Annotated in this window: 12 protein-coding genes and 1 tRNA gene; 5 read left to right on the forward strand and 8 right to left on the reverse strand. The window is 58.3% G+C overall.

Features of this window, described 5'->3' with window-relative positions:
- The first annotated feature begins 201 nt into the window (after positions 1–201).
- From ACVILI_RS21375 to ACVILI_RS21395, 5 genes are all read left to right on the forward strand, one after another.
- Positions 202–1,458 (forward strand): YcbK family protein, encoded by a 1,257-nt coding sequence (locus tag ACVILI_RS21375; protein WP_038647186.1) that lies wholly within the window; start codon positions 202–204, stop codon positions 1,456–1,458.
- Between the two features lie 323 nt (positions 1,459–1,781).
- A tRNA-Glu gene (locus ACVILI_RS21380) sits at positions 1,782–1,856 on the forward strand.
- Positions 1,857–2,019: 163 nt separating this feature from the next.
- Entirely contained in the window at positions 2,020–2,265 is a 246-nt protein-coding gene (locus ACVILI_RS21385) for a hypothetical protein (protein ID WP_457102593.1), read from the forward strand.
- A 612-nt stretch (positions 2,266–2,877) separates the two neighbouring features.
- The gene (locus ACVILI_RS21390) at positions 2,878–3,468 is read left to right on the forward strand and encodes a DUF4145 domain-containing protein (protein ID WP_457102594.1); all 591 of its coding nucleotides are present in this window, start codon (positions 2,878–2,880) and stop codon (positions 3,466–3,468) included.
- A gap of 61 nt (positions 3,469–3,529) precedes the next feature.
- Entirely contained in the window at positions 3,530–4,021 is a 492-nt protein-coding gene (locus tag ACVILI_RS21395) for a hypothetical protein (RefSeq protein WP_457102595.1), read from the forward strand.
- Positions 4,022–4,213: 192 nt separating this feature from the next.
- Here the strand turns inward: ACVILI_RS21395 and dgt are convergent, their stop codons facing one another.
- The 8 genes from dgt to ACVILI_RS21435 form a co-directional block, all read right to left on the reverse strand.
- Complete coding sequence (dgt, locus tag ACVILI_RS21400; protein WP_457102596.1) at positions 4,214–5,692, reverse strand: dGTP triphosphohydrolase; 1,479 nt, start codon at positions 5,690–5,692, stop codon at positions 4,214–4,216.
- Between the two features lie 938 nt (positions 5,693–6,630).
- Positions 6,631–6,858 (reverse strand): hypothetical protein, encoded by a 228-nt coding sequence (locus ACVILI_RS21405; RefSeq protein ID WP_457102597.1) that lies wholly within the window; start codon positions 6,856–6,858, stop codon positions 6,631–6,633.
- 608 nt (positions 6,859–7,466) lie between these two features.
- Positions 7,467–7,790, reverse strand: coding sequence for a phage head closure protein (locus tag ACVILI_RS21410; protein ID WP_457102598.1), 324 nt, complete (start codon positions 7,788–7,790; stop codon positions 7,467–7,469).
- Between the two features lie 3 nt (positions 7,791–7,793).
- Positions 7,794–8,387 carry a head-tail connector protein gene (locus tag ACVILI_RS21415; RefSeq protein ID WP_457102599.1) on the reverse strand — a complete coding sequence of 198 codons (594 nt, stop codon included), beginning with the start codon at positions 8,385–8,387 and terminating at the stop codon, positions 7,794–7,796.
- 65 nt (positions 8,388–8,452) lie between these two features.
- Positions 8,453–9,706 carry a phage major capsid protein gene (locus ACVILI_RS21420; protein WP_457102600.1) on the reverse strand — a complete coding sequence of 418 codons (1,254 nt, stop codon included), beginning with the start codon at positions 9,704–9,706 and terminating at the stop codon, positions 8,453–8,455.
- A gap of 10 nt (positions 9,707–9,716) precedes the next feature.
- Complete coding sequence (locus ACVILI_RS21425) at positions 9,717–10,388, reverse strand: HK97 family phage prohead protease (RefSeq protein WP_457102601.1); 672 nt, start codon at positions 10,386–10,388, stop codon at positions 9,717–9,719.
- The gene (locus ACVILI_RS21430; RefSeq protein ID WP_457102602.1) at positions 10,385–11,629 is read right to left on the reverse strand and encodes a phage portal protein; all 1,245 of its coding nucleotides are present in this window, start codon (positions 11,627–11,629) and stop codon (positions 10,385–10,387) included. Before ACVILI_RS21430 ends, ACVILI_RS21425 begins: the two co-directional genes overlap by 4 nt.
- Positions 11,630–13,288, reverse strand: coding sequence for a terminase large subunit (locus ACVILI_RS21435; RefSeq protein WP_457102603.1), 1,659 nt, complete (start codon positions 13,286–13,288; stop codon positions 11,630–11,632). It lies immediately after the preceding gene.
- Positions 13,289–13,493 lie beyond the last annotated feature (205 nt).

A 13,493-nucleotide genomic window follows, 5' to 3' on the forward strand; every position in this document is an offset into this window, starting at 1 on the left:
GGTGAGTTGACGGCCCGGCAAAAGCGGGCGAAATGGTGTCGTCAACCGTCAAGCAGCCATAATTCGGCAATCACTGCAAAAATACTTCCAGGCTTGCGGATTTGACACAGGTCTCGTTTCCGGATCGGAGACAAAGGTCACCTTGGACAGCGACTTCCAGTGCTGAGCCAAGGACGTACCGACCGGACATCGAGGGGGAATTTGACTTTGAAATCAGCAGGATGGAGCCTCGCAAAGGTAGAACGCAGCGCCATCTTGGCAGCGCTCTGCTCTGTGCTCCTGGCCTCCTGCACATCGGCCGGCGACCCGACAATGTCGGTCGGAATGCCCGGCTACAATGCCTCAGCCTCTGACATCAATGCGGCCGCCACCGGCAAGTCCGTCGCCACCGCCGATTCGACATCGCAGACAACGGCCATGCAAACGACCGTGATGAGCGAAGGCGACACCGCACTCCCCGAAAAAGTCGCTTACGTACCGATGGCCAAGCCCCAAGCAGCCTTTCCGCTGATAACGCCGGCCGGCGCTGAAACGATCGCGGGACAAACGCCGCAGGCCTTGCAGCAGCCGGCCCAGACGGCGCAGCAGACCGACGCGGTCGCCCAGAAGATCGCTGCCGCCGATGCCGCGGTGACAACGCCGAAGCCAGCCGCGGCGCCGGTGATGAACAATCCGGTCTATGTGACCGCGGGTGAGGCGCCACAAGCCGAGGCGCCGAAGAAACGGGGCTTCCTGGCCTCGATGTTCGGCGCCACGCCCGCTTCGGCCACACCGGCTCCGCTCATCAACACGCGATCGGGCGAACAGCCGACCGCACAGGCCAAGCCCGCGCCCGCCGCGGCGGCAAAGCCGATCATCACTTTGGCCTCGGCCGACTCCACGGCAAAGCCGATACAGTTGGCCTCGACCGGTGACGACGCCGGTCATATCACTGGCAGCGATGCCTTGCCTGGCGTGCGCCAGACCGCCCTGTTCGAGATCAAGCGCAAATCCGGCCTCGACGACGAAAGCGACGTCGACCTCAATGAGGACGAGGGTCCAATCGGCGGCAGCTATCAGGTTGCGTCCGCCGCCGGCATGGCCCGGCTCGCGCCCAACGGCCTGCTGAAGCAGAACGAAAGCGTCGATGTCGCCTGCCTGAAGCCCTCGCTGGTGCGCGTGCTGAAGACGATCGAAGGCCATTACGGCCGCAAGATGGTGGTCACGTCTGGCTACCGCGACCCCGCCCGCAACCGCCGCGCCAACGGTGCCAAGAACTCGCTGCACATGTACTGCGCCGCCGCCGACATCCAGGTTCCCGGCGTCTCCAAATGGGAACTGGCGAACTACATCAGGACCATGCCCGGCCGCGGTGGCGTCGGCACCTATTGCCACACCGAATCGGTACACGTCGATGTCGGGCCCGAGCGCGACTGGAACTGGCGCTGCCGCCGGCGCAGCGGCGGTGACGACGGCTGAACGGCGCGATTTGACGGGCCGGAGCCTGCGGGCAGACAACATCGGTCCATTGGACAATTCTCAAAACTTTCGAGATTGGCCAAAGCGCCACTGCACCGCTGCAGCGCCCCTGAGTCGGGGCATGGGTTCTGGGGTCTGTGCCGCGTCGCTGCGCTCCTTGCTCGGCCCAGAATGACGAAACGATGGGCGTTTCCCCTGGCCGGCAAGCCGTGCAGCCATGGCGAAACCCCATCGTTTCCAAGGACTGGAAAAAAGTTGTCCAAGCCGGCACCTGACGGGTTGCCGGTTGCGCACAACGTCAGTATAAGCCGCTTCGTCTGAGCGCGCCCATCGTCTAGCGGTTAGGACACCGCCCTTTCACGGCGGTAACAGGGGTTCGATTCCCCTTGGGCGTACCAGCAATTTCAACCACTTAGTGGCCTTCCTGACCTTCTTCAGCCAATTTCCCCTAAGTTTTCCCTAATATTCGCCGTTATTCATTGCCGTTCATTTGGGCGAATCGTTTGCCCTTCTGCGCCCTGCCCCGCATAGTGACCAACTGAAAACGCGGGAGATAAACAAATGTCTGACTGGCTCGCCAAGATCGCAGCCGCGTTGCCGATTGTCGAAGAACGCATGAAGCCGCTCCAAGACGAAGGCATTGTGACACGGATAAACTTTAGCGCTGCAAAGTGGGGATACGAGCCCTATCGTCCCACTATCCGCATTTCTGTAGCTGGCACCCTCAATGAGTGGGCGAGACACGCTATAGAGATTGAAAAGTTGCTCGAGGATCTCGACGTCGGGATCGACGTAGCTCACGTCTGACGAGACGGACCAAAGCGCGCCACTATTGCCGGCCCTGCCGGGTCATGGTCGCAGTTGGGGAAACGTGGCCGTCATCCAGGCTAAGAGCTCGAGGATTTCTTCGACAGGGCGGTCCCTGTAGTGCTCTGCCGGGTTCTTTTTTCACGGCCGTTTATAGTGCTCGACGTCGGGATCGACGTAGCTCACGTCTGACGAGACGGACCAAAGCGCGCCACTATTGCCGGCCCTGCCGGGTCATGGTCGCAGTTGGGGAAACGTGGCCGTCATCCAGGCTAAGAGCTCGAGGATTTCTTCGACAGGGCGGTCCCTGTAGTGCTCTTTGATCTGGCGGACGATTTCAGCATTCTTGGCCATTTTGGCGCTCCTGTGTTTCAGTTCACGAAGCACAGGCTAGCCCGAAAGCGATATGGGTTTCGCCTCGCTGACGAGTTCTTTTTTCACGGCCGTTTATAGTGCTTTCAATGACTTGCCGTTCGGCAACGATATGGGAAACTTATATTTCCACAAACGGCGGCTTCGTGGCATCGTGGTAATTTGGGAATCGGGGTCAAGTTAATGAAATGTCCACACTGCTCTGTTCATTTTTTTGAAACTTGGGCTGAGAGCCGAGTAGTGGTCGTTGGCAAGCCGCCTCATCGATCCATCCAAACAACTGTTTGCCCTAAATGCGTTGGAGTCACCGCCCTCTACACCATTACGACGGCGGACGGTGATCACAGCACCATTCTGATCGAGCCAATTGACGGAGCAAACAGAGGGCCAGTTCCGAAGGAAGTCCCACGCACCATCGCAGCCGACTACACCGAAGCTTGTAGGGTGCTGAGTATAAGTCCAAAGGCTTCGGCGGCGCTCGCCAGACGATGCCTCCAGGCGATGCTTCGGGCCCACGGCTACGCTGCAAAAGACCTTGCCAAAGAGATAGACATGCTCCTTGCTGAGACCGACGCGACAAAGGCAATTCCTATCACCCTTCGCACGGCCGTTGACGGTATACGGAATTTTGGAAATTTCTCAGCGCATCCAATTACAGATGTCACAACCCTTCAGATCATTGATGTTGAGCCGGAAGAGGCAGAATGGTGTCTCGAGGTTTTGGAGGAATGCTTTGACCATTTCTACGTCCGACCTGCCCATGCTGCAGCACGCAAGGCCGCATTGGACGCTAAGCTTGCAGCGGCCGGTAAACCGTCCTCCAAGGGCTAAGGGGCTTCGATGGAAAAGATTGATAGCAATAGCGACGCGCCGCCGCCGGAAGGGGTGAACGATGCAGACAACACCGCTGTCCTTTTATCGCGTGTTCGTTTTGCCGAACTTGGAGGACTACCTTCGGGAGCCCTCTGACTCTCGGCTGGGCTTCAATGCAGCCGTGTCGGCCTTCCAACTGGCGGACATATTCCATGCTTTTTATAGGCGTGAGCAGCCGTCCATCATCGCTCCATGGAAGTCTGTGAAGGACCTCCATATCCATTTGGCGTCGATTGAACCGTGCTACTTGACGGTACAGAGCGTCGCCAATGTCTACAAACATCTCTACGTCCGAGGCGGCCACTACGAGGTTGGCTCGCCAGGCGCGTTGTTTGGCGTCTCGGTACCCGGCACAGAAATCGAGATGGAGTCCCAATGGGCGGACAACAGTAGGCCGTTGGGCGACGTCATGGTGAAGCGTCTCAAGGGTGACACGGTATCGCTCACTGATGCTTTGAGCCGAGTAGTGAATGACATGTGGCCTAACTTCTTACCGGAGGAAGAGCTATAAACCTCATTCGGTGAGCGTTTGCTGGGTCTTTCGCCGGATAGAGCATGATTGAGCGGACGTAGGAGAGTCGTGGCGCCTTTAATCCGTGATCTCCTCGATCCGCACCTTGTCGCCGATGCCCTGAAGTGAAGCGCCAGTCGCATTGGCCTGGTTGTCGGTCTCGGCACGGTGCGGGCCCGTGCCAGCCGATGCTCATACCTTCCGAAAAACCGAGGCGGCATTGGTTCCGTAGATTCGATTGTAGAATTCCCATGCATATCTGTCTGTCATGCCGGCAATAAAATCGGCCAGAACCCGCTTCTGGGTCGGCCCGCGGGTGGCTTCATAAAGGGCTCGACAGTCCTCTGGCAGGAGAAGTTTGCCCTTTTTCGGATCTGTGTCGATCGCCCTGAATATCTCGGAAACTATATCCTTGCCGCGATACTCAATTGTTTGCATCGACGGCGACATTATTACGTATTCATAAGTAATATTCTTAAGCACCTCGACCTTTTTGAAGGTATCAATCTTCAGTCTGGCGCGATGCAGTTGTGGATATTTTTTGTGAGCGATGACTTCAACGCCATCCATAAATATTTGTACCAATTTTGACGTCAGCTTTATTCGCTCATAGCCGTCAGAGGCCAATTTGGCTGAAAATCGCTGGACCAGGAGCGCGGACGCTTGCTTTTTGCGCTCTCTAGACGCCGTCCTGTTCCCCAAAAATTCGCGCTCATCAGCAGAAATTACAAACAACTCAGCAAAAAGATCAAATAGTATATTCTGAATTTCCTGTTTGCTAACCATCATATTATCGATATTAGGGATGTCGCTATAGTACTTTTTCATTCGTTTGTTGAGAGTATTCATCGCGTTATCATATATCGCGTCGTCCAACGAAAACATACTAATGGGGCTAAGAATCCCGGCTTTGAAGCAATCCTCTATATCGTACGTCGAATACGCAATGTCATCTGATATGTCCATTATCGAGCATTCTATGGTCTTGAACGGCTCAGTATAAATCTCGCCCAAGACTGATTTTTTGATATCGGCTACCAGCTGAGATTCTTCCTGATAGTAGCCCTTGTGATCGTCACCACCCTCTCGTCGTTCTGCCGCTCTAGCCGGAATTTGGTTATCGTACTTCAGAATCGAGGCCAGCGATCGGTAAGTCAAATTCAACCCGGCGCGAAAATCTTCCCCCCTGCTGTCGATCGGCCCGCGAAGCCCCGCCGTCACCGCGTTCGTGTATTCTTTTTTCTCGACGCGAGCCAAAATGTGCAAGGTCTGGGCGTTGCCCTCAAAGCCGCCGTGGTCCGCCATTTCGGTATCGAGCGCCTCTTCACCGTTGTGCCCGAACGGCGGATGCCCAAGGTCATGCGCGAGCCCTGCAAACTCGACAATGTCGGGTTCGATTTTCAGCGCGTCGTCTTTGAAGAGATCTGATTGGTAGTTAAGCCTGATCGCGATCGATTTTGCTATCTGGGCGACTTCAAGCGAATGGGTAAGGCGGTTCCGAAAGAAGTCGGAATCGCCCCCTGGAAAAACTTGCGGCTTGCCTTGTAGGCGTCGAAAGGCGGGAGAGTGGATAAGCCTAGCTGTATCCCGACGCCACTCCGAACGAAACGGCTCGTCCGGAGTAGATTTTCCGATCACACCTATCCGATCGCGGTCCGCGTCCCTATACATCCCCCCCATGTGTGGACCGACTATTTCCGCTCGGAACGCTCTGACGCGTCTTTTTCGGCAGCCGTGCGTCTCGATACTTTTGGCTCGCTTGGCTTGTCTTTGTGCCCGGTAGCGGCCTGTCGAACCACTTCCAGGCCTCGCCACACGGCGTCTCGAGCTGCGGCGAAATCGGGACTGGGTGGAATACGCTGACTCTTGTCAATCAATCCCATGTTGATCTCTCCCTCTTCTATACGAGCCACGAATCGTTGCTCTTGGCATCATGATTTTAGGGCGGGAAGGGTTAAAGCCCAGTGCTACATTCGGCGATCACCCCCCTAAGATTCAGGGAACCGAAAACCAATGCAGTCTCTCAGAAGTTCTACGTCACTGGGGTTAGCTAGACTCGCCGTTACGCCAAGCTCCACATAAAGCACACAACGCGGACGAATTCGCAAGTTTCTTGCCACCTGTTCACCCCTGCCTCATTCCCCGTATGGCGTGCCAACGGCGAGCCTGAAGGCCAGCCAACCGATCATGCAGTGAGCACAGGCAGATCGGCAGGTAGCTTGACCGGATAGAGCGTGATTTTCCGCACGTACGAGTTGTCTGCTGTGGGGCCTGGATCGTTGACTGATCCACGAATGATGCACTCATGCTGAAAGCCACTCGATGAGAATGTCCGTGATGTGTCTCTGAAGCGAGATTTAGCCGGGAACAGTGCCGGGATCTTATATTCGGTGTAAACCATGTCGCCCCGCGCCATGACGCGCGGCGCAATCGGGGTCTGGACCCAACGAGGTCTTTGCATTAGCTCCCCTCTTCAGAAATGAAAAAGTCGCCGCCCGAAGGCAGCGGCTTGCAATGACGGTCAGGGGGCTTTGCGCTCGTAGGCCGCTCTATTCCGACACTTCGAGGAACAGAACTTGGCCTTAGGTCTGGCGGGCTGGAACGTCTCGCTACAGTGATCGCAAATGCGCGGCGCCAAGGTATCTTTCATCCCTGCCGCTCTGCATTTCGGTGAGCACCAAAGCTGCGAATGACGGTGCGGCTTGAACATGCTCTGGCAATTGGCGCACGGCCGTTCCGGCTTCGTCGTCCGGCCCGTCGATGCGCACACCGGTGAGCAATAGAGGCCGGCTTTGCTGCGGCTGAGCGGCCGGAATGTCTTCCTGCATGTCGAGCACTCTCTTTGCTCGAGCATGTCACCGCGGGCACGCCGCGCGCACGGTGACGAGCAAAACCGAGATTCTTGGACAGAAGGCCTAAACGACGTCCTGCAGAACTCGCAATGTCGCTTCCGAAGCCGTTGCTTTTGGGCGAGATAAAAGGCGCGCTGTGAGACTTCCTTGCCCCGGTATTCGTCCGCCTGTTCTTGCCTGATTTTGGTGGCCAGCCGGCAGAGGTCGGAGCACCATGACACGCGGCGCATCTGCCGGTCTGACGTGTCGAGCAACTGCCCGCAGCCGAGACAGTTCTCCCGATCGGCGCCTTCCGGTTGCCCTTGCAGCCAGGTCGGACGCCTGTGGCCTCTCAGGCATGTTTCGATGATCCCGGCGGCTTCATCATCCGCCCTTTGCCAAGAATAGCCCTCTAGGCACAATGCGGAACGAAGTCCGGCACGGCAGGCGCCCTCGAACTCGAAGGGACTGAGCCGCCAGTCCGATATCACGTCCATCATCTGGTTGACGACGTGCTTTCGTTTGTCGGTCCCTAAAATCGGGTGATTTGCGAGCTTCTTGGGCGTCCGAAAACTGAGCGTGATGGCAGAGAGCATGTCCTGCGCCATGGGGAGCTAGGACTGTGATTCCGCCGTGATCTCAGTTCCCTCTCGGAAACCGAGCTCGCGCAATCCTTTGATGTCGTAGGTGACGCCCTCGCATTCGAGGAGGTCCACTTCGGAAATGTCGGCAAAATAGCGGATCCGGAAGGTGACAACGCGGATCGCGTAGCGTTGATGCACGTCTGGTGAAAACTGCTCATTCTCTCTTTTTGCGATTTTTTCAGCCCAAACGGTGCGCAGAGTTTGCCACTCAAAGACGGGCGCGTTCAGGTCATCAGTGCCGGTCTGCACCCGTCGAAGAATGACAAGGCGCCTGTTCATGTTTCCGATGCGCATGCTTCACCGGTAGATCTTGAATGGCGCGATCAGATCGCAGGCCAGGAGCGGGATTTCGTGCGGCGTGGTGAATGTCACCGGCTGGCGCTCGACATAATATTGAGCGGCCGTGACCTTAATTGCCTGCAGGATTGGCGGCGGAACGCTTTCTTCATCGGCGCCATAGCCGGCGCGAAAGCGCACCTGCACGGCGTCCGCGATGTAGCGGGCATGTGGCCATTTCTCACCATAGGCGGGGGCGATTTCAGGCCGCCAGGAACCGGCGCCAGAGACGCGATATGCCGACGGATCCAGTGTTTGCAGAACGCCGTCATTGTCGAGATATTTGACGTGAATGACTTCCTGCAGTGGCGGAAGCGGGAGCTCGATGCATGTAGGAAAGCTGTCGAGATACAGGGTCCACTCTTGAGTCAGCAGGCACCGGCCAAGCCGCCCGTGTTTACCGTCCAAACGCGAGACAGCGGCGCCGATGCAAGACAGAATATAGGCCTTGTCGGTCGGTAGAGAACCGCCAAATTCGACGCGCAGGTGATCGCAAACCTGACGCAAAATCAGATCGCCGAGCGGCTCCGGCGGGGATTCCAGCACAAGATTCATGGCGTCTCTCGCAAATTGGACAGGGCGGCCCTGAAGCCGCCCTCTGAGGTCAATGGTGCGCCTGATTAGGCGTTGAGCGGGGGCGAAGCGCCCAAATCGAAGTAACCGTGAACGAAGGATTCCGGCCGGTTCACCGCAAGGGCGAGCCGCTCTTCGGCGCGGATTGCCACGAGGTTCCGGACGAAGAAGTCGTCATGATCGGTGGAGACTTCCACCGCGGCGTCTTCGCGGTCGAATACCTGGGCGCCCATGGTCGCGCCGACGAGGAATTCGCCGTTGGTGATTGCGGTCGTCTCGACAACCGCAAGGCGCCAAAGCTGCATCGTGCCGCCTGTCTGGACCTGGATCCAGATGTAGCGGCTGTCTTGGTCCTTGGTAAGTTCGATCGCCGCCCAGTCGTTCGGATTGAGCACCACGAACGTCGGACGATATTCCGCATTGCGGACCTGAAGGCTGGCGCGGCGGATCGTGTCAATCCGCGTGTCAGTGGACGGAGTGCTGAGCGTCGACTGAGAGAACGCCGTCGCCTGCGGAATGATGCCGTGAAGGTTCTGCCCCGTGCCGTCGCCGGCGAGAAGCTGATTTTCTTCCACGTACTTCAGGCCGAACGTTGCGCGGCCGTTGATGTAAGACATGAGCATCGGAACGTCGCTCAGGACCTGCTTCGAGGCCGCAAACCAATGCGCGATCGTGCGGACGTTAGTCGTGATGAGCTCGAACTTCAGATCCGACTGCGGCTTGGTTGCCCCTTCCGCCACCGGCGCCGCGTTGTTTGTGAATCCCGTTTCCTGCATAAATTCGATCGCGTTGGAAGACGTGCGGCCGGGCAGGAGAAGGTCTCGGATGGTCAGTTCGCGCACGGCCGGCGTGATGATGCCAGGCGCACGGTCCGGCCGGATGAGGTCACCGGCAGAGCCGGCGGCATCGGCCGTTGCTGAGGTGATCGTCGCCGCCTTGAGGTTCAGGCGCGCGGTGCCACGGCCCTTGCTCTGGAGCGCCTTGAAGTCGTCGGAATCGGTCAGTTGTTCACCGATGGACTTCGCCGGCAGATCGCCGAAGCTGCGACGGGACAATTTCTGTTCGACCTGAAGGAGACGATCCTGAAGGCTGGCGCCGTCGGTCGAGAGCTTGGTGAGCGCCGACTTGGTTTCGTCCAGAACCTTGCCGTGCGTCTTGATCTCTTCGCTCGCCTTGGTGGCAAAGGTCTGGATTTCGGTGTCGCGGGCTTTGAGAGCGTCCATGACGCTTTTCAGTTCGTTTTGGTCGTCAAGGCGATCACCGGCGGCCTTCCGCCTGAATTCGCGGGAATGAATTGTCATGTTGATATCCTCAGAGTTTGGGAAGATTGAAGCCGCTGAGCGCCTGCAATAGGCCGCTGGCGGCTGTTGGATTCGCCTGGTCTCCGACGTCCGTCAGGAGATGCTTAAGGCCCCGCGTGGCGATCACGGCGGCCTGCTGGCGAGAAGCGCCTGAATCCCTCAGAAACTTCTCGAATTCCGAAAGCGACGGCAGGTCGCCGTGCGCGAATTTCATCCGGATGGCATCGATTCTTGCGTCATCGTTTGCCGGGACAGTCACGATGCTGACTTCTGCCAGGTCTACCCTCGTCAGGGTCCGAATCCCGGTCTTTTCATCCAAAGAAGATTCTCGGGTCCAGAAGCCGACAGATAGACCGTCGATTGCGCCACTGCGCATAAGGCTGGCGGCTTCCCGCGCCTTGGTCACGTCTTTGGTCAGGAGTTGGCCTTCGACGTACAGCCCTTTCTCATCCTCTTCGACGCGGGAATAGGTGCCTAGCGGTTGATCCGTCCGGTGCTGCCAAAGAATGGGGAACTTGCGGCCTTTGGCCTTGCGATCGGCCAACGAGGCTCCGAATGCACCTGCCGCGATGATCTCGTTGTAGGAGTCCACCACACCAAAAACCGATCCATAGCCAGAAAAAAAGCCGTCCTCTTTGACGGCTTTAATGGATAGGTCGAAGTCTCGAATCTTGATGCTCATTGCGGTTCCTCCAGCCCGAGCCAGGATTTGAATGCCTGCTTCACCGCGGCGTCGGCGGAGCCACCAAGCTTGTCGAGTGGCGCCAGATTGGTTTGCGCCGTCAGGGCATCGGCGGCCGTGCCGGCGTGGGGCAGATTGAGCTTTGCGCGTCCTTCGTTTCGGGTCATGAGGCCGTTTTGCGTCATCGTCGACAAGAACGACGCCTTTGCCACGCTATCGGCTTGCAGCAAGGCCTCGCGGTTGAACTCTGGGTAAATGCGCCGGCGCTCGCCAGAGCCGATCAGTTGTTTGGCAATCCGCTTTTCGATGCGCGTGAGCACCGGGTTCAGTCCGGTCGTCAGCCACTGCAAAAGCAGTTGCTCGATACCTGTTCCCCAAGCGGTCACGCCCTGCGCTGCATGGCCGATCACCACGGGCGGCACGCCGAACCAGCGGCAAATCTCCTCGACATTAAAGCGGCGAGTCTCCAACATCTGCATATCTTCGGGATTGAGGCTGAGTTGTTCGAACTTCAACCCCGCTTCCAAGATCATAATCTTACCGGCATTGGTCGAGCCGGCGTACTTCGCCATGATCGATTCAAGCTGCGGACGTTGTTCCTCTGAAATTTCGGCTTCAGTGGAGAGTAGGCCCGACGGCATCATTCCATTGCCAAAGATCTTGCCGGCCGCTTCGTCCGCAGCGATAGCGCTGCCGAATGTCTGAACGCCGAACCTGATCGGCGAAAGGCCAAGATCGCCGCCAAATCCAAAGCCTCGAATGTGGAGGACTGATTCAGCCGGAAGATCGACGGGCTTGCCGCGATCGGTGAATTTATAGCGGAGCTCGCCCGTCTCTCGGGTCACATTCACCTGGTCGGCCGGAAGCAGATTCAGCGCCGTCACGCGATCCCCAAGCTTGACGATCTCGGCATAGGCGTTGCCGCGCACCATCAGCCAAGCGACCATGGCGCCCCAAAACTCAAATGCGGTCTGATCGGCGTTCGGACTATCGCCGATGATCTCCGCCAAAGGGTGATCGACGGCATTGCGGCCGCCGCGACCGTCCTTTTCAAAGACCTGCAGCGGCAGGCAGGAGGCAGCTTCAGAGTTGAGGCGAACACACGACCACACAGTTGCGAGTTGCATAGCTGTGTTGTCGGTGACGGCCTTCCCGGCAGCGCTGGCGCCGCCGTAGAAGTAGGACCAGGGCGCCGTGTCAGTAAGGCCGAAAGTCCGGCCAATCCATGACTTGAAATTCATCTATACCACCATGACTGGCGCCCTTAAGAAGCCGCTCAGAGACGGCTTTTTGGGCGGAGGTTCGAAGCGATTGGCGACCTGCAGCGCCATGGCGAGCGCCACGGCGCCGTCGACGCGCACGGGGCCTCGGCCATTGCTTTTTTCTTTATCGATTTTGAGATTGCCGGCGGCGTCACTGACCGTGACTGCCCCGGCTACAGCGGCGGTTAAGACAGGGTGTCCTGCGTGTCGTAGTTTCTGCGATAAAGCGAGTTCCGCAAAACGCTCTACGGCCGGCCCCATACTCACGAAGCCCTGCCGGAACGGTTCCAGCGGCAGTTCACAGGCGATGTCAGCCAGGTCGACTTTCAAATCGTCGCACCGGTAGGTGTCGAAGCCGATCGATTTGATGTCGAATTCCTTGGCGAGTTTCGCCAGTTCGGCGGCGACGAAGCTGTAACGGATCGTCGGGCCAGGCGTGGCGAGCATGTGACCTTCACCAATCCATCGGCGGAATCGCTCCTGTTCGGCGGGGCGGCGAGCCTCAAGTTGGCCCTCAGGCGTCCAGAAGAGCGGCAGAACATCGAATGTCGGATCCGGATCGTCCGACGGGAAAACCAGCACCAGGGCGGTGAGATCATTCTTGCCGCTCAAGTCGAGCCCACCGAAACAGGCGCGGCCCTTCAATGCTGCCCGATCGACCGGGCCGGCGTTCTGTTTCCAGACGGTCAATGTCACGATCCGGCTTTCCGGATTGGCATCGGCGCGCTGGTTGAGCCGAAGGCGCCTGTACGAGCTTTCGAACGCCGGCATGCGCCGGGCGCGGTCGCGGGACTTCTGAAGCGCCTTGAGGTCGAGAAAATGGCCGTAGGCAGGATTGCAGGCCTTCAGTGTCTCGTCACTGAACGGATCAGCGTCATCCGGCGCGGCGTGAAGCTGGAGATAGGTGGAAGGCTCCGCGCCGGTCAAAGCGTCGTCGATCAGTCGACTGAGCGGATGGTCATCGCTTTCGTTTTGGGTAGAAAGGACGATGCCAAGCGTTTCGTCTCGCTTGCCTTCGCTTTCCATCAGGACGGACAGCAATGCGCCGTCTGGTGCCTCGCCGAGCTCGTCATAGGCCCACAGCGTCGGGGAAAGGCCCTGTGAGCGGCGAGCGTCCGCAGACAAGGCCTCGTACACTGAATCGACCCCGTCGCCCTCGAGCACGGAAATCTTTTTGTGAAAGTCGGTGATGTTTGTCCGCGCCGCGAATTCCGGAACGCGAAGAATCGTCGCCTTCATTTCATCGAAAATCAGGCCAGCCTTGCCGCGATCGATCGATGCCGAAAACACGGCGCCACGCTCTTCGGACTCCGGACCAAGGAGCGCCGCCAGGCAGATCCCGGCAATCAAGCCAGTCTTGCCGTTGCCTTTCGGCTGGCTCAAAATTGCGAGCGAGGTCTTGCGCCTGCCGGCTCTGTCTGTGGCAAATACGTTCTCGATAAACTCCCGCTGTGATGGCAGGAGTTTCATTTTCTTGCCGCGGCGAATGCCTTTCGAGACGGGCAACCACTCCAAAAATTTGATCACGCGTTGAGCGCGTGAGAGCCCCTTCCTCTTCCAAGGCAGGCGCCGCTTGGTTTCTGCCGCCTGTTCCTTCGCAAGGCGCTGGCGAGCCGCGCCCGGTCCGCGCAAGCCCATGCCGAAACCTCACTGATGCTAACGGCGGGCGATCACGCGCCGTGACCGCCCGCCTCGATCGCGTCGACCTTGACCCCACCGAACCCGCGTGTGGGCATGGAGCGCCGGGGAGGTCGACTTCCGCTGACGGCCTGATCGAAGAGGCCTCTAAGGAGTGGCGCTCCAATGGTGAAAAACTATCGATGGGAAACTAACTCTGCGCAAA

It is taken from the genome of Mesorhizobium sp. USDA 4775 (assembly GCF_054062655.1).

Coding starts and splice junctions, on each gene's coding strand:
- dgt (WP_457102596.1), bottom strand. CDS start 5,692: ATGTATAGGGACGCGGACCGCGATCGGATAGGTGTGATCGGAAAATCT.
- ACVILI_RS21385 (WP_457102593.1), top strand. CDS start 2,020: ATGTCTGACTGGCTCGCCAAGATCGCAGCCGCGTTGCCGATTGTCGAA.
- ACVILI_RS21425 (WP_457102601.1), bottom strand. CDS start 10,388: ATGAGCATCAAGATTCGAGACTTCGACCTATCCATTAAAGCCGTCAAA.
- ACVILI_RS21410 (WP_457102598.1), bottom strand. CDS start 7,790: ATGCGCATCGGAAACATGAACAGGCGCCTTGTCATTCTTCGACGGGTG.
- ACVILI_RS21420 (WP_457102600.1), bottom strand. CDS start 9,706: ATGACAATTCATTCCCGCGAATTCAGGCGGAAGGCCGCCGGTGATCGC.
- ACVILI_RS21435 (WP_457102603.1), bottom strand. CDS start 13,288: ATGGGCTTGCGCGGACCGGGCGCGGCTCGCCAGCGCCTTGCGAAGGAA.
- ACVILI_RS21430 (WP_457102602.1), bottom strand. CDS start 11,629: ATGAATTTCAAGTCATGGATTGGCCGGACTTTCGGCCTTACTGACACG.
- ACVILI_RS21395 (WP_457102595.1), top strand. CDS start 3,530: ATGCAGACAACACCGCTGTCCTTTTATCGCGTGTTCGTTTTGCCGAAC.
- ACVILI_RS21415 (WP_457102599.1), bottom strand. CDS start 8,387: ATGAATCTTGTGCTGGAATCCCCGCCGGAGCCGCTCGGCGATCTGATT.